The organism is Gordonia sp. 852002-50395_SCH5434458 (assembly GCF_001665905.1).
GTDB classification, from domain to species: domain Bacteria; phylum Actinomycetota; class Actinomycetes; order Mycobacteriales; family Mycobacteriaceae; genus Gordonia; species Gordonia jacobaea.
Genome location: NZ_LZTC01000043.1, coordinates 12,746 through 27,437 on the forward strand (window position 1 = coordinate 12,746; position 14,692 = coordinate 27,437).

Sequence of the window (14,692 nt, forward strand, 5' to 3'; positions counted from 1 at the left end):
GATGGGCCGTGAACGCGAAATCAGGAGACTTACAGTGAGTCGATTCGAATCAGGGGAGCAGCCCGCGACCGACGCAACCTCGTCGATCAACGGACACGCCGCTGCTGACTCGCAGGCAGGACACGGCACTGCCCGCGTCAAGCGCGGAATGGCCGAGATGCTCAAGGGCGGCGTGATCATGGACGTCGTGACGCCCGAGCAGGCGAAGATCGCCGAGGACGCGGGCGCTGTCGCGGTGATGGCGCTCGAGCGGGTACCCGCCGACATCCGTGCGCAGGGTGGCGTGTCGCGCATGAGCGACCCCGACATGATCGACGGGATCATCAACACGGTCAGCATCCCGGTGATGGCCAAGGCGCGTATCGGACACTTCGTCGAGGCGCAGATCCTCCAGAGTCTCGGCGTCGACTACATCGACGAGTCGGAGGTGCTGACGCCCGCCGACTACGCCAACCACATCGACAAGTTCGCGTTCACCGTGCCGTTCGTGTGCGGTGCCACCAACCTCGGCGAGGCGCTTCGACGCATCACCGAAGGTGCTGCGATGATCCGCTCCAAGGGTGAGGCCGGCACCGGCGACGTCTCGAACGCGACGACCCACATGCGCAAGATCCGCGATGAGATCCGACGCCTCACCTCGCTGCCGAAGGACGAATTGTACGTCGCGGCAAAGGAATTGCAGGCTCCGTACGACCTCGTGGTCGAGGTCGCCAACGCGGGCAAACTCCCGGTGACCCTGTTCACCGCAGGCGGCATTGCCACTCCGGCCGACGCCGCGATGATGATGCAGCTCGGCGCCGAGGGCGTGTTCGTCGGTTCCGGCATCTTCAAGTCGGGTAACCCCGCGCAGCGGGCGGCGGCGATCGTGCAGGCGACGACGTTCTACGACGACCCGGACGTGCTCGCGAAGGTCTCGCGCGGACTCGGCGAGGCCATGGTCGGCATCAACGTCGACGACATCCCGGCACCGCACCGTCTTGCCGAGCGCGGCTGGTAGGCGACATCGACGACATGGACACGTTCGCGCCGACGGTGGGTACGTCACCCGCGGGTGGCGAACCCGCCGGTAGGATCTGCTGACCATGGACTCGGTGAGCATCGTCCGTGATTCGTCGCTGACCGGCAGCGACATCGTCGGAGATCTGCGACTCGACTGGTCGGTGTACAGCGACGTCGGAGGTGTCCGCGACGCCAACGAAGATGCTGCTCTCGTGCTGCCCGGACGGTATCTGCTTGCAGACGGTATGGGCGGGCACGAGAGTGGCGAATTGGCCAGTGAAGCAGCGCTCCTGACGCTGGCCGAGGTCGAGCCGGGTGCCGAACTCGCCGATACCCGAGACGTACTCGACCGACTGCTCGTCGACGCGCAGCAGCGCATCGGTGGTATCGATGGCTTCTCCGACCGACGAGCGGGGACCACTGTGACCGGCGCGGTGCTCGTCACCGACGACGACGTCCTCCACTGGCTGATCCTCAACATCGGCGATTCGCGGACGTACCGGTTCCAGAACGGCACGCTGCAGCTGCTCACACGCGACCATTCGCAGGTCCAGGAGTTCGTCGACGCCGGTGTGATCACCGCCGAGCAGGCACGAATCGATCCGCGCCGCAACGTCATCACCAGGGCGCTTGGTGCGGGCATGGCCGAGCCCGACGCCGACTACTTTTCCACCCCGGCACTACCCGGCGATGTCCTGCTCATCTGTTCGGACGGACTGACCGGCGAGCTGCCCGACGCCGAGATCGCCGAGATTCTCGCGGGTTCCGATTCCGCAGAGGATGCCGCGGCAAGCCTTGTCGACGCCGCGCTGTTCGTCGGCGCGCACGACAACGTGACCGTCGTCGTCGTGTCGGTGCGCAGCGACGAGGAGTCGGGCGAGGTCGACGGGGAGAGCATGGAGACGTCGGAGGAGACGCCCACATGACAGCGCCGAGGTGCGCTCGCCGATGACGTCCGGGCAGGTTCCGCAAACGCAGTCCGAGCGCGCGTTCGTCGACTACTGCGGCGAGCGGTTCGGAATTCTGGCGGGTCGTCGGTTCTGGATCGGGCGTGAGGCGGATCTGTCCGTCGACGACAACCCCTATCTGCACCGTCGATTCTTGTTGCTGCACAACGTGAATGGCTTGTGGTGGTTGAGTAATCAGGGTGCGCATCTATCGGCGAGCGTGTCTGCGGGCGACGTCGGATTCTCGGCGGTGCTCGGACCGGGCGCCCGGATGCCGCTGGTCTTCGGTCACACCACGATCGTGTTCACGGCAGGGCCGACCACCTACGAGGTCGACGTCCACACTGTGAGCCCGCAGGTCGACGCCGTGACCGCGCCCGAGGTGGTCGGCGGGATGATCACTCAGGGCGTCCCGATGCTGACCGAGAGTCAGAAGCTGCTGATCGTCGTCCTGGCGGAGGAGATTCTGCGTCGTGACGGCACGGGTGCCAGCGCGATCCCCTCGTCGGCGCAGGCCGCGGGGCGGCTGGGCTGGTCGCTGACGAAGTTCAACCGCAAGCTCGACAACGTCTGCGACAAGCTCGACCAACTCGGAGTCAGCGGAATGCGAGCGGGCGGCGGAAAGCTCGCGAGCAATCGCCGGGCGAAGCTCGTCGAGTACGCGGTGGCCTCGCGCATCGTCACGCGCGGCGACCTACCACTCATCGACGAAGAGGCCGCGCGCAACGCCGCCGGCTGAATCCGATTCACCCGCTCTGACCTGCGACGATGCGGCATGGGGAGTTCTCCCCATGCCCAGGGGAGTTCTCCCCATCGACCGGCGACCCGAGCACTCATAACGTCATCTGCACGCGGTGCGAAGTACCGCGAATGACCGAGCCGACACGGCGTAGACCGATACGGCACAAGCGATGACCGAGGAGATGCTGACATGACCGCACCTACCGCACCCCGCATTCCCGCTGTGCAACTCGACGCCTACGCCGCACGACGTCGTGCCGAGTCGGTGGCGCGTCGTCAGGAGGCGTTGGCCCGCCTCGCCGCGCGTCGGATGCCGTTGCCCGGGCCTTCAGCGGCCGTCGCTGTCGGCGAAGGCCCTTGGCAGGGCGCGACTGTGGCCGGTGGCCGGGGCGAACGACACATGCACCTGTTGCCGCAGCTCGATGCGAACGTGGGGGAGGCGTCGACGACCGACGAGCGCCCACGCAGCCGACAAGCACTGCCGAAGCCGCAGTTGACGCCGCGGGAGATCGAGGTGCTGCGGACGTGGCTGATGGTCGACACGAAGCCGGCAACCGCTGCGGCGCTGTACATTTCGCTCGGCACGGTGAACACACACCTCACGCGTATTCGGGCCAAGTACGCCGAGATCGGCCGTCCGGCCCCGACCAAGGCGGGACTCGTCGCGCGCGCGGTCCAGGACGGGATCGTCGAGCTCGACGAGCTCTGACCGGGCTGTGTGTCCGCCACGGTGTCACCATGCGGGATACTGTCCGGGTGGCAGACATCGAAGAGATCCTCCAGGTCGAGCGGATCGAGAAGGACATCTACCGCGGTGGCGCGTTCGAGAGCTTTCTGCAGCGCACGTTCGGCGGCCAGGTCGCGGGTCAGGCGCTCGTCTCGGCCACCCGCACGGTTGACGACAACTACACGGTGCATTCACTGCACGGATACTTCCTCCGGCCCGGCAATCCCGATATTCCGGCGGTCTTCCTCGTCGACCGCATCCGCGACGGACGGTCGTTCTGCACCCGCAGAGTGACCGGGATCCAGAACGGCGAGGCGATCTTCACGATGTCGGCGTCGTTCCATGTGCACGGCGACGAGGGAATCGAGCACCAGGACCGTATGCCGCCTGCGCCCGACCCCGAGTCGTTGCCCGACAGGGCCGAGACCCTGTCCGACGACGATTCGTCGGTGCTCAAGGAATGGCAGAACTTCGACCTTCGTGTGGTGCCGCGCGAGGACATGGTGACGAATCCCTATTTCGCTGCGCAGCAACGAGTCTGGTTCCGGTACCGACACCGACTGCCCGACGATCAGACCATCCACGTGTGCACGCTGGCCTACATGAGTGACATGACGTTGCTCGGGTCGTCGAAGGTGCCGCACCCCGGTATCGAACCGCAGGCGGCCTCGCTCGACCATGCCATGTGGTTCATGCGACCGTTCCGTGCCGACGAATGGCTGCTCTACGACCAGAGCTCGCCGTCGGCCGGGGGTGGCCGCGCACTGACCCAGGGCCGCATCTTCGATCGCGACGGTCGGCTCGTCGCCGCGGTCACGCAAGAGGGTCTGAGCCGCACCGGCCGCCAGATGCCCGCCGACCAGCACGCACGGCACGACAGGTGACCGCGGATACCGGATCGGCACGCGTCGGAGTCCTCGCGCTGCAGGGTGATGTGCGTGAACATCTCGCCGCCGTCGCCGCTGCGGGAGCGACACCGATCAGTGTGCGTCGTCGTGAAGAACTCGACGTCGTCGACGGATTGATCATCCCGGGCGGGGAGTCGACGACGATGAGCAGACTCCTGGGCGTCTTCGACCTCTACGAACCGCTGCGTGCGCGCCTCCACGACGGCATGCCTGCCTACGGTTCGTGCGCGGGAATGATCATGCTCGCCTCGGAGATCCTCGATACACGGCCTGATGCCCGGCATCTTGACGCGCTCGACATCACGGTGCGCCGCAACGCGTTCGGGCGGCAGGTGGAATCGTTCGAGACCGATCTGGAGGTCGACGGCATCACCGACGGACACCCGATGCGTGCGGTCTTCATCCGTGCGCCCTGGGTCGAGCGGGCGGGCGAACGCGTGGAGGTTCTGGCCCGGGTGACCGAGGGTCCCGCGGAGGGCCGGATCGTCGCGGTACGTCAGGGCGACGTCCTCGCGACGTCGTTTCATCCGGAGGTGACAGGCGATCGACGAGTGCACGAATACTTCGTCGGGATGGTCGCCGCTAAGATCTAATGACGAACGACACCGTGCGTGGCAACGACGCCGCGGGCACGCGAAAGGATCGGAACAGCGTATGAGCGGCCATTCCAAATGGGCGACCACCAAGCACAAGAAGGCGGTCATCGACGCCAAGCGCGGCAAGATGTTCGCCAAGTTGATCAAGAACATCGAGGTCGCGGCACGTACCGGGGGTAGCGACCCCGCCGGTAATCCGACGCTGTACGACGCGATCCAGAAGGCCAAGAAGAGCTCGGTACCCAACGACAACATCGAGCGCGCACGCAAGCGCGGCGGTGGCGAAGAAGCCGGTGGCGCCGACTGGCAGACCATCACCTACGAGGGTTACGGACCGAACGGCGTCGCGATCCTCATCGAGTGTCTGACCGACAACCGCAATCGCGCTGCCGGTGAGGTCCGCACCGCGATGACCCGCAACGGCGGCAACATGGCCGACCCGGGTTCGGTGGCCTACCTCTTCACCCGCCGAGGTGTGGTGACGCTGGAGAAGAACGGGCAGTCCGAGGACGACATCCTGATGGCGGTCCTCGATGCAGGCGCTGAGGAAGTCAACGATCTCGGCGAATCGTTCGAGGTGGTCAGCGAGCCGACGGACCTGGTCGCTGTGCGCACCGCGCTGGTCGACGCCGGTATCGACTACGACTCCGCCGAGGCCGATTTCCGTGCCTCCGTCGAGGTACCGGTCGACGCCGAGGGCGCCCGAAAGGTTTTCAAGCTGATCGACGCGCTCGAAGACTGCGACGACGTCCAGGACGTGTACAGCAACGTCGACGTCAGCGACGAGGTCCTCGCGGAACTCGACGCCTGAGTTTCAGTTCGTTCGGGCGAGCGCCGGTCGGTCCGGGTGGTCGTAGCGCACCTCGAGATCGGCGGTCGGAGCGTGCGCGTCGTCGTCGAGCAGGGGTCGGATGGTCCACTGCTCGGCGTCTGGTGTCCGGCGTCGCAGAGCGCCCTCCGACATCGCCAGATGGATCACGACGTCGAGGTCGAGTCCGTGCGTGCGCAGCATCGGGCCTGCGACGACGATGACCTGAGAGTCGGTGGCGTGCTGGTGTTCGTCACGAAATGATCTGTCGCGCACCGGGTCCCATAACCGTGGCAGCCATCGTCGATGCGCCCGGACGGCGTCGATCACCTCCCGCCCGATAGCGGCGAAGTCGAACCAGTTCTCCCGGTACGACTCGGGATCGGATCTGCCGTATTCCAGTCGCAGTGATGCCGGACGCAGATAGTCCGACGTGCGGACCACGGCCGCCGCTCGGCCGCGCTCTCGCAGACCGTCGACGATCTCGGAGGCGAGCATGTCCGGCGTGGCGGCGGGCGCGCCGTCGACTCCGACGACCGCGATGCCGGGAAGGTCGGCGCAGCGGTCGATGCACAGCTGCGCCAGGCCCTGCGGAGTGATCGGTTCGAATCGCGTCATCGAGTCCACTCTTACGCCGTGTCGATCACCCGCATCGTCGGACCCCCTCGGTAATATCTCGAACAACTGTTCGCTGCAATCCGAGGAGTACGTGTGCGAGTGATGGGCGTCGACCCGGGGCTGACGCGATGCGGTATCGCCCTCGTCGAGTCGGGTGCTGGTCGCCAGGTGACTGCGCTCGACGTCGACGTCGTCCGCACACCGACCGACATGGACCTCGAACGACGACTGCTCGCGGTGTACACGGCGGCCTCTCATTGGCTCGACACACACCACCCCGATGTCGTCGCGATCGAGCGGGTGTTCGCCCAGAACCAGGTCTCCACGGCGATGGGCACCGCGCAGGCAGGTGGCGTCATCGCGCTCGCCGCCGGTCAGCGCGAGATACCCGTACGCTTCCACACCCCATCCGAGGTCAAAGCCGCGGTGACCGGCAGCGGACGCGCCGACAAAGCGCAGGTCACCGCAATGGTCACCCGCATTCTCGGCATGCAGACCAAGCCGCGCCCAGCCGACGCCGCCGACGCGTTGGCTCTCGCGATCTGCCACTGTTGGCGAGGTCCGATGGCCGAGCGCATGCTGGCTGCGCAGAAGCAGGCCGAGGCTGCGGCCGTCCGGCATCGTGAGAAGATCGCCGCCGCGCGCAAAGCCGGCGCAGCACAGGGGAGGAGCGGAGCATGATCGCATCTGTCCGTGGGCCCGTCGTCGACGTCGCGCTCGACCATGTGGTGATCGATTGCGCCGGTGTCGGATACCGCGTTCTCGCCACGCCGTCGACGTTGTCGCGGATGCATCGGGGTGAGGAGTCGACGCTGCTCACCTCGATGATCGTGCGCGAGGACTCGATGACCCTGTACGGGTTCACCGAGCCCGACGCCAGAGCGTTGTTCGCGCTGCTGCAGACCGTGACCGGTGTCGGGCCGCGGCTCGCGATGGCCACGCTGGCCGTCCTCGAACCCGAGGCGCTGCGCAGGGCGCTGGCCGACTCCGACGTCAAAGCGCTCACCTCCGTCCCCGGGATCGGCAAGCGAGTCGCCGAGCGGCTCGTCGTCGAGCTTCGTGACAAGGTCGATCGTCCGGCGGCAGACGGACCGGCAGGCGTAAGCGTCACGGGGGGTGGAGTGCGGGATCAGGTCATCGAGGCGCTCGTCGGACTCGGCTTCACCGCGGCGCCCGCGGAGAAGGCCGTCGTCGCGATTCTCGCGGAGACACCCGATGCCGACGCGTCCGCCGCCTTGCGGAAATCGCTTGCGGTGCTGGGTAAGTCGTGAATAGTTCCGACGAGCCGATCGAGCGCGAGGTCAACGCGACGCCCGTGCGGTCCGACGGCGACCTTGACGCGGGCCTGCGTCCGCGTTCACTGGCCGACTTCATCGGGCAGCCGCGGGTGTGTGAACAGCTCGAACTCGTTCTGCACGGAGCGCGTGGTCGGGGAGGAACACCCGACCACATCCTGTTGTCCGGACCTCCCGGGCTGGGCAAGACGTCGTTGGCGATGATCATCGCGGCCGAGATGGGCGCTGCGATCAGGGTCACGTCTGGTCCGGCGCTCGAGAGGGCAGGCGATCTCGCGGCGATGCTGTCGAATCTGGTCGAGGGAGACGTGCTCTTCATCGACGAGATCCACCGCATCGCGCGCCCCGCCGAGGAGATGCTATATCTCGCGATGGAGGACTTCCGAGTCGACGTCGTGGTGGGCAAGGGGCCGGGCGCGACGTCGATTCCGCTCGACGTCGCACCGTTCACGCTGGTCGGCGCGACCACGCGGTCGGGGTCGCTGACCGGCCCGCTGCGCGACAGATTCGGGTTCACCGCCCACATGGAGTTCTACGAGACCGACGAGTTGGTGCGAGTCCTCCGCCGTTCCGCGGGCATTCTCGGCATCGATCTCGGCGGCGACGCGGCGTCGGAGATCGCGAGTCGGTCACGCGGGACACCGCGTATCGCGAATCGGCTGTTGCGGCGTGTACGCGACTATGCGGAGGTGCGCGGTGACGGAACCGTCACTGTCGACACCGCACGGGCTGCGCTGGCCGTCTACGACGTCGACGAACTCGGCTTCGATCGGCTCGACCGTGCCGTGCTCAATGCGCTGATCAGGGCTTTCGGTGGTGGACCGGTGGGTGTGTCGACTCTGGCCGTCGCCGTCGGCGAAGAGCCCGCAACCGTCGAAGAGGTCTGCGAACCCTTTCTCGTGCGTGCGGGGATGATCGCGCGGACTCCACGCGGTCGGGTGGCGACGGCCGCGGCGTGGCACCACCTCGGATTGACCCCGCCTGCGGGTGCTCTGAACGCCACGTTCGGTGTTCGTCCGCGCGACGTCGACGGTGAATCGCTGTTCGACGACCTCTGAGCACCCAGGTAGTGAGCCAAATGTCCGAATTCGCGGCATGGCACACTAGAGGGAGTGCACAGCTACGGCGTGCAACCTCAACATTCAACGAAGGACTGATCGCTCTCTCATGGAATCTCTGCTCTTTCCGCTTCTGCTCGTGCTCCTCGCCGGCTTCATGTTCTTCTCCATGCGCAAGCAGAAGAAGCGTGCTGCCGAGCAGCAGGACATGCAGAATTCGATTCAGACCGGCACGCGCATCCAGCTCACCTCGGGTCTGTTCGGCACCATCATCGACGCCTCGTCGGCGGACTACATCGACGTCGAGATCGCGACCGGAGTGGTCACGCGCTGGAATCGCCTGGCGATCATGAAGGTCGTACCCACCGAGGATGCCGCGGCAACCTACGCCGGTTACGTCCCGCCGAGCGCACCCCTGACTGCAGATGGTGACGAGTTCTCGACCATCGACGGGACCGTGAGCTACGACTCCATCTCGGGTGGCGACGACGACCGTGACGCCGACGACACCGAGATCAACCTGCGTAAGGATCAGGGCGGAAACAGCTCCGATTCGGACAAGTAACGCGTCTGGTCTGCGCAGCACTGCTGGCGCGTCACACTGCCCGGTGGGGTCGTGTGAACGCGTCAGCGCTGATCAGTAGAGTGGCGTGCGGCCGTGTGGCCTATCAGTACAGTGGCCTGCGGCCATCTGACGCGCGCTGAAGGAGATCGAGTACAACGTGACCACCCCTCGCCGGGCGACAGAGGCGTCGACCAACACACGAGGATCGTCGACCAAGACACGAGGGTCGTCGACCACAAAGCCAGCGAAGAAGCGGCGGTCGCCAGCGCGCGAGATCCCGCCATGGCGCCCGCTGACACTGTTCTTCGTGCTGCTTGCGGCGATCTACGCGCTCATCTTCTTCACCGGTGGCGGATCACCGGAGCCGAAGCTCGGCATCGACCTACAGGGTGGCACCCGAGTTACGTTGACGGCGCGTACGGAGTCGGGCAATCCGCCAACGCGTGAACAACTCGATCAGGCCAAGCAGATCATCGAGCAGCGCGTCAACGGCCTCGGCGTCTCCGGGTCCGAGGTCGTCGTCAACGGCAGCAACCTGATCATCACGGTCCCCGGTCAAGACGGTGCCCAGGCCAAAACGCTCGGCCAGACCGCTCGCCTGTTCGTACGTCCCGTCGTCGAGGTGCAGGCCGCCACGCCGCAGCCGAAGAAGGACGACGCGGCGAAACCGACCGACGAGCAGCCCGCCGACCAGGCGGCCAAGGCGATCGAGGAACAGCGCAAGCTGCGACAGGTTCCCGCAGGCGCCAACACCGACGGGCTCAAGGCCTACATGGCCAAGATGGACTGCTCGACCGGCGCGAACGATCCACTTCTCGGTAACGACATCTCCGATCAGTACCTCGTGGCGTGCTCGGAGGACGGCAAGCAGGTCTACCTGCTCGCGCCCCAGATCATCGACGGTCGCGACATCAGTTCTGCGAGCTCGGGATCCGATCAGCAGACCGGTGCGTGGACGGTCTACCTCGACTTCAAGCCGAACGCGGCGCAGACCTGGAGCGAGTTCACCGCCAAGAACATCGGCAACACCACCGCGTTCGTCCTCGACAGCCGTGTCGTGTCGGCCGCGACGATCAATTCGCAGATCTCCGGCGGCAAGACACAGATCACCGGATCGTTCAACGAGACAGAGGCCAGCGACCTCGCCAATGTGCTGAAGTACGGCTCGCTGCCGCTCTCGTTCAAGACGTCCGACGCCGAGACGGTCTCGGCAACGCTGGGTCTGCAGTCGTTGCGTGCGGGTCTGATTGCCGGCCTGATCGGTCTGATCGCGGTCTTCATCTACGCCCTCCTCTACTACCGCGCGCTCGGTTTCCTGACGATCCTCTCGCTGATCCTCGCCGGTGCCGCGGTCTACGGCATCATCGTGTTGCTCGGCCGATGGATCGGATTCACGCTCGACCTCGCGGGTATCGCGGGTCTGATCATCGGTATCGGTATGACGGCCGACTCGTTCGTCGTCTACTTCGAACGCATCAAGGACGAGATGCGCGAGGGACGAAGTTTCCGATCGGCGGTGCCGCGTGGCTGGGCCAGCGCCCGCCGGACCATCTGGTCGGGCAACGCGGTCAGCTTCATCGCCGCAGCCGTGATCTACATCCTCGCGATCGGTGAGGTCCGTGGATTCGCGTTCACGTTGGGTCTCACAACCATCCTCGACGTCGTCGTGGTCTTCCTCGTCACCCATCCGCTTGTTGTGCTGGCCAGCAGGAGCGACTTCCTCTCGCGGCCGAACATCAACGGCCTCGGCGCGGTGAGTGAGGTGGCGCGGCAGCGTCGCCAGCGCACCAGCAGGGCAGACCGGGCGGCCGCAGAGCGCACCGACAACGAGCAGACCGTCGCAGAAGGAACGTCGAAATGACAACCACCAACGACACACGCGACGGCTCGGCGCCGACTCCGTCTGCCGGAAGCGACGCCGACTTCGTCGCCGACACCAACAGGTCGTTCCTGTCTCGGCTCTACACCGGCACCGGTGCATTCGAGATCGTCGGACGCAGGCGCATGTGGTACCTGGTGAGCCTGGCGATCGTCGTCATCTGCATCGCTTCTATCGCCATCCGAGGGTTCTCCTTCGGTATCGAGTTCGAAGGCGGAACACAGGTCTCCATCCCCGTCACCCAGGGTGTGACGAGTCAATCCGTCGAAGACGTCACGACCAAGGCGCTGGGCAGCGCACCGGAAGCGGTCCAGACCGCGGGTTCCGGTGCTGCGCAGACCGTGCAGGTGCGTACCGAGACGCTGACGGTGCAGCAGGCATCGACACTCACCCAGGCGCTGACCGACCGCTTCGGGCCAGAACTCACCAACCGCGACGTGAGCATCTCCGAGGTGAGTTCGACCTGGGGCAAAGAGATCACCGAGAAGATGCTCATCGCGCTTGCGGTGTTCCTCGTGATCGTCTTCGTCTACATCGCCATCCGCTTCGACAGGGAGATGTCGGTTGCTGCACTCGCCTCGCTGTTGTTCGACATCGTCGTGACGGCAGGCATCTATTCGCTCGTCGGTTTCGAGGTCACTCCGGCAACGGTGATCGGTCTGCTCACCATCCTGGGCTTCTCGATCTACGACACCGTCGTCGTGTTCGACAAGGTCGGTGAGAACACCCGGTCGGTCTTGCAGACGACGCGTCGGACGTACGCCGAGCAGGCCAACCTCGCGATCAACCAGACCCTGATGCGGTCGATCAACACGACGGTCATCTCTGTGCTGCCGATCATCGCGCTGATGGTGATCGCCGTGTGGTTGCTCGGTGTCGGCACGCTCAAGGACCTCGCACTGATCCAGTTGGTCGGCGTGGTCGTCGGTACCTACTCGTCGATCTTCCTCGCGGCCCCGCTGCTCGTCACGCTCAAGGAACGTCGTTCCGACATCAAGAAGCACACCGCGCGTGTGCTGGCGCGTCGCAGCGCGATCGAGGCCGGTGAGGACGTCAGCGCGGCAGACCGGCCGGTTCGTGGTCGCTCGAGTGCGGCGTCGAGCACACGGAGTGCTCGCGCTGCAAAGGATGCGGGGGAGGAGCTGCAGGCTCCTACCGGCAAGCGTCGGCGTTCCCGATAGGCGCGCCGTGACGTCAGTGCGCAGCACGAAAGTGCTCGCGATGGTGTTGGCGGGCCTCGTCATGGTCGGGGTGGTCGCCGCGTGCGGCGACGACCCACCACCGACGCTCGACTACCTCACCGACGCGCGCCTGAGCACGGCCAACGCGAACACCGCCGCAGGCAACGCCGACGGCGCGTTGATGCTGACCGGCCGAGTACTCCCCGGGTTCAGTTATCTCGGGGCGTCGGGTCAGGTGACGCCCGACCGTGACATCGGCACCGTGAGCGTGCAGGCGGGTCCGGTGCAGACGCTGACCTACCAGTTCACGCCCGACGCCGCGTTCTCCGACGGCACGCCCCTGGACTGCGACGATCTGGTCCTCGCGTGGACGGCGATGAGCGGACGGTTTCCGGAGTTCGGGGCCGCGACCACCGCCGGGTACCGCGACATCGACGCCGTCGACTGCAAGGCGGGCTCCAAGTCGGCGACAGTGACCTTCAAGCGCGGCCGCGACTACCGTGACTGGCTCTCCCTGTTCGGCGCGGGCACGCTCATGCCCGCGCAGGTGGTCGGCCGTGTCGCAGGCGTCGCCGACGTGCTGACGTCGATCAGGTCGTCCGACCGCGCAGCGATCCGGAGGATCGCGAAGGCCTGGACGTCGGCGTTCGAGCTGCGAGCGGGCGGCGATGCCGACAACGTACCGTCGTCGGGTCCCTACGAGATCTCCGAAGTGACCGACGCAGGCGTGCTGCTCGTCCCCAACCCGAAGTGGTGGGGAGACGCGCCCAAGGTGTCGCGGATTCTCGTGCACGGCAGGTCCGACTCGGCTCGCCTCATCACCGGCAACTCGTACAGCGTCGCCGACGTGACTGCAGGCCTGACAGACGGCGACGCCAAACGCAGCGACCAGAACTCCGCGGGGCAGGTGCAAGCCCCCGACGCGCCCGGCCGGGCGCTGGGCGTCGAAGAAGTGGTGCTCTCGCGACGTGGGGTCTTCGCCGACGTCGCTGTTCGACGGGCGTTCGCCAGTTGTGTACCCCGGGATGCGCTGACGCGCACGTTCGGCCAGGGCGCGCAGTTGTGGAACCTGCGGACGCTCGCACCCGCGGACCGCCTCGCGGCAGCAATCAACGGCGAATTCGGTCAGGGATACCTGCGTGCGAACACCGCCAAGTCGCGAGAACTCCTCGCTGGAGCGGGTGAGGAGTCGGGCATCCGGGTCCGCATCGGCTACCTCGCGCCAGGTGACCGCCAACGGCAGATGGTCGCAGCGATCGCCGACTCCTGCCGCGCCGCCGGCATCTCGGTCACCGATGTGTCGTCGCCACAGTTCGGTATCAGCGACCTCGGAAAGACCGCCGACGCGGTGTTGGTGGTCAACGGAGCGTCGTTCGCCGCGGCGGGCGCAGCCGACCCGAGCCGAGACGCGTATCAGCTGTTCGACGGAGACCCGTTGGACATCAACGACTTTGACGATCAAGCAGTCTCCGACGCTATCGCCGCCCGCAGCGTCGGCGCGCTCGGAAGCGAACACTTGAGTCTTGTCCGGACGATCGAGGGCGCGGCGTGGTCGGATGTCCCGTCGATTCCGTTGTTCGCTGCTCCGCGGGTTCGACGATGGAATGATCGAGTCGACAACGTGGTTGCCGGACTCGGCCGCAATGGAACGGGATGGAACATGGATCGGTGGGTGAGCGGTGAGTGAGCGCGTGAGCAGCGGGCGCGCGACCGGCGGTTCCGACGAGGTCACGCGCGAGGCGGTCCTCCGGGCCCGGGCGGCGATCGCCGAGCATCAACGCACGGTTCCCGACTTTCCGAAGCCGGGCATCCTCTTTCGTGATCTGACCCCGGTCCTCGCCGACACGGAGGGATTCTCGTCGATCGTGACGGCGCTGACACACGGGTGTTCGGGCGTCGACCTCGTTGCGGGAATCGACGCCCGTGGCTTCCTGGTGGGCGGTGCCGTCGCACAAGAGCTGGAGGTCGGCATCTTGGCGGTCCGTAAGGGTGGGAAGCTGCCCCCACCGGTCTACGGAGTCGACTACGACCTCGAATACGGGACAGCTCGGCTGGAGATCCCGGCGAGCGGCATCGACATCACCGGTCGGCGCGTGCTGATCGTCGACGACGTCCTCGCAACGGGTGGAACCGCTGTCGCGGCGTCGAAACTCATGGGTTTGGCGGGTGCGTCTGTTGTCGGGGTCGCGGTGGTCATGGAACTCGCCGATCTCGGCGGGCGCGCGAAGATCGCTGCCGAACTCGGCCCGGATGTGAGCCTGCACGCGATCACCGACGACCGCTGAGCCCGGTCGGTCCGCAGCGCATGCCGCGCCCGGCGTCGGTGCCGGATTAGACTCGTCACATACGGTGTTGAAATCTTCCAGGATC

At 66.2% G+C, this 14,692-nt stretch carries 16 protein-coding genes; 15 read left to right on the forward strand and 1 reads right to left on the reverse strand.

Annotation, left to right across the window (positions count from 1 at the left end; genetic code table 11):
- The first annotated feature begins 34 nt into the window (after positions 1 to 34).
- The 7 genes from pdxS to A5785_RS10515 all read left to right on the forward strand — a co-directional run bounded on the left by pdxS (position 35) and on the right by A5785_RS10515 (position 5,729).
- Positions 35 to 997, forward strand: a complete 963-nt coding sequence (gene pdxS, locus A5785_RS10485) for a pyridoxal 5'-phosphate synthase lyase subunit PdxS (RefSeq protein ID WP_064866304.1) — start codon at positions 35 to 37, stop codon at positions 995 to 997.
- An 85-nt stretch (positions 998 to 1,082) separates the two neighbouring features.
- Positions 1,083 to 1,925: a PP2C family protein-serine/threonine phosphatase gene (locus A5785_RS10490; RefSeq protein WP_064866306.1), complete on the forward strand. Its 843-nt coding sequence runs from the start codon at positions 1,083 to 1,085 to the stop codon at positions 1,923 to 1,925.
- A 22-nt stretch (positions 1,926 to 1,947) separates the two neighbouring features.
- Positions 1,948 to 2,685, forward strand: coding sequence for a hypothetical protein (locus tag A5785_RS10495; RefSeq protein WP_064866308.1), 738 nt, complete (start codon positions 1,948 to 1,950; stop codon positions 2,683 to 2,685).
- 192 nt (positions 2,686 to 2,877) lie between these two features.
- Complete coding sequence (locus tag A5785_RS10500; RefSeq protein ID WP_064866310.1) at positions 2,878 to 3,396, forward strand: helix-turn-helix transcriptional regulator; 519 nt, start codon at positions 2,878 to 2,880, stop codon at positions 3,394 to 3,396.
- A 47-nt stretch (positions 3,397 to 3,443) separates the two neighbouring features.
- Positions 3,444 to 4,298, forward strand: a complete 855-nt coding sequence (locus tag A5785_RS10505) for an acyl-CoA thioesterase (RefSeq protein ID WP_064866312.1) — start codon at positions 3,444 to 3,446, stop codon at positions 4,296 to 4,298.
- Positions 4,295 to 4,915 carry a pyridoxal 5'-phosphate synthase glutaminase subunit PdxT gene (pdxT, locus tag A5785_RS10510; protein WP_064866314.1) on the forward strand — a complete coding sequence of 207 codons (621 nt, stop codon included), beginning with the start codon at positions 4,295 to 4,297 and terminating at the stop codon, positions 4,913 to 4,915. Before A5785_RS10505 ends, pdxT begins: the two co-directional genes overlap by 4 nt.
- A 61-nt stretch (positions 4,916 to 4,976) precedes the next feature.
- Complete coding sequence (locus A5785_RS10515; RefSeq protein ID WP_064866316.1) at positions 4,977 to 5,729, forward strand: YebC/PmpR family DNA-binding transcriptional regulator; 753 nt, start codon at positions 4,977 to 4,979, stop codon at positions 5,727 to 5,729.
- Between the two features lie 3 nt (positions 5,730 to 5,732).
- On the opposite strand, the gene A5785_RS10520 is transcribed toward A5785_RS10515, so the two are convergent.
- Entirely contained in the window at positions 5,733 to 6,344 is a 612-nt protein-coding gene (locus A5785_RS10520; RefSeq protein WP_064866346.1) for a hypothetical protein, read from the reverse strand.
- Between the two features lie 93 nt (positions 6,345 to 6,437).
- Between A5785_RS10520 and ruvC the strand changes: the two genes are divergently transcribed.
- The 8 genes from ruvC to A5785_RS10560 all read left to right on the forward strand — a co-directional run bounded on the left by ruvC (position 6,438) and on the right by A5785_RS10560 (position 14,607).
- Entirely contained in the window at positions 6,438 to 7,025 is a 588-nt protein-coding gene (gene ruvC, locus A5785_RS10525) for a crossover junction endodeoxyribonuclease RuvC (protein ID WP_064866318.1), read from the forward strand.
- Complete coding sequence (gene ruvA, locus A5785_RS10530; RefSeq protein ID WP_064866320.1) at positions 7,022 to 7,615, forward strand: Holliday junction branch migration protein RuvA; 594 nt, start codon at positions 7,022 to 7,024, stop codon at positions 7,613 to 7,615. Before ruvC ends, ruvA begins: the two co-directional genes overlap by 4 nt.
- The gene (gene ruvB, locus A5785_RS10535) at positions 7,612 to 8,697 is read left to right on the forward strand and encodes a Holliday junction branch migration DNA helicase RuvB (protein ID WP_064866322.1); all 1,086 of its coding nucleotides are present in this window, start codon (positions 7,612 to 7,614) and stop codon (positions 8,695 to 8,697) included. Before ruvA ends, ruvB begins: the two co-directional genes overlap by 4 nt.
- A gap of 109 nt (positions 8,698 to 8,806) precedes the next feature.
- Entirely contained in the window at positions 8,807 to 9,262 is a 456-nt protein-coding gene (yajC, locus tag A5785_RS10540; RefSeq protein WP_064866324.1) for a preprotein translocase subunit YajC, read from the forward strand.
- Between the two features lie 157 nt (positions 9,263 to 9,419).
- On the forward strand, positions 9,420 to 11,123 hold the full coding sequence (secD, locus tag A5785_RS10545; protein WP_064866326.1) for a protein translocase subunit SecD: 1,704 nt from the start codon (positions 9,420 to 9,422) through the stop codon (positions 11,121 to 11,123).
- Positions 11,120 to 12,322 (forward strand): protein translocase subunit SecF, encoded by a 1,203-nt coding sequence (gene secF / locus A5785_RS10550; RefSeq protein WP_064866328.1) that lies wholly within the window; start codon positions 11,120 to 11,122, stop codon positions 12,320 to 12,322. Before secD ends, secF begins: the two co-directional genes overlap by 4 nt.
- A 7-nt stretch (positions 12,323 to 12,329) precedes the next feature.
- Positions 12,330 to 14,009 carry an ABC transporter substrate-binding protein gene (locus A5785_RS10555; protein WP_197500816.1) on the forward strand — a complete coding sequence of 560 codons (1,680 nt, stop codon included), beginning with the start codon at positions 12,330 to 12,332 and terminating at the stop codon, positions 14,007 to 14,009.
- Between the two features lie 4 nt (positions 14,010 to 14,013).
- Positions 14,014 to 14,607: an adenine phosphoribosyltransferase gene (locus A5785_RS10560; protein ID WP_156528032.1), complete on the forward strand. Its 594-nt coding sequence runs from the start codon at positions 14,014 to 14,016 to the stop codon at positions 14,605 to 14,607.
- Positions 14,608 to 14,692: the final 85 nt, after the last annotated feature.

Excerpts from the sequence above, each read along its gene's own strand:
- A5785_RS10495 (WP_064866308.1), top strand. The coding sequence starts at position 1,948 with ATGACGTCCGGGCAGGTTCCGCAAACGCAGTCCGAGCGCGCGTTCGTC.
- A5785_RS10515 (WP_064866316.1), top strand. The coding sequence starts at position 4,977 with ATGAGCGGCCATTCCAAATGGGCGACCACCAAGCACAAGAAGGCGGTC.
- A5785_RS10500 (WP_064866310.1), top strand. The coding sequence starts at position 2,878 with ATGACCGCACCTACCGCACCCCGCATTCCCGCTGTGCAACTCGACGCC.
- ruvA (WP_064866320.1), top strand. The coding sequence starts at position 7,022 with ATGATCGCATCTGTCCGTGGGCCCGTCGTCGACGTCGCGCTCGACCAT.
- A5785_RS10520 (WP_064866346.1), bottom strand. The coding sequence starts at position 6,344 with ATGACGCGATTCGAACCGATCACTCCGCAGGGCCTGGCGCAGCTGTGC.
- secF (WP_064866328.1), top strand. The coding sequence starts at position 11,120 with ATGACAACCACCAACGACACACGCGACGGCTCGGCGCCGACTCCGTCT.
- A5785_RS10490 (WP_064866306.1), top strand. The coding sequence starts at position 1,083 with ATGGACTCGGTGAGCATCGTCCGTGATTCGTCGCTGACCGGCAGCGAC.
- yajC (WP_064866324.1), top strand. The coding sequence starts at position 8,807 with ATGGAATCTCTGCTCTTTCCGCTTCTGCTCGTGCTCCTCGCCGGCTTC.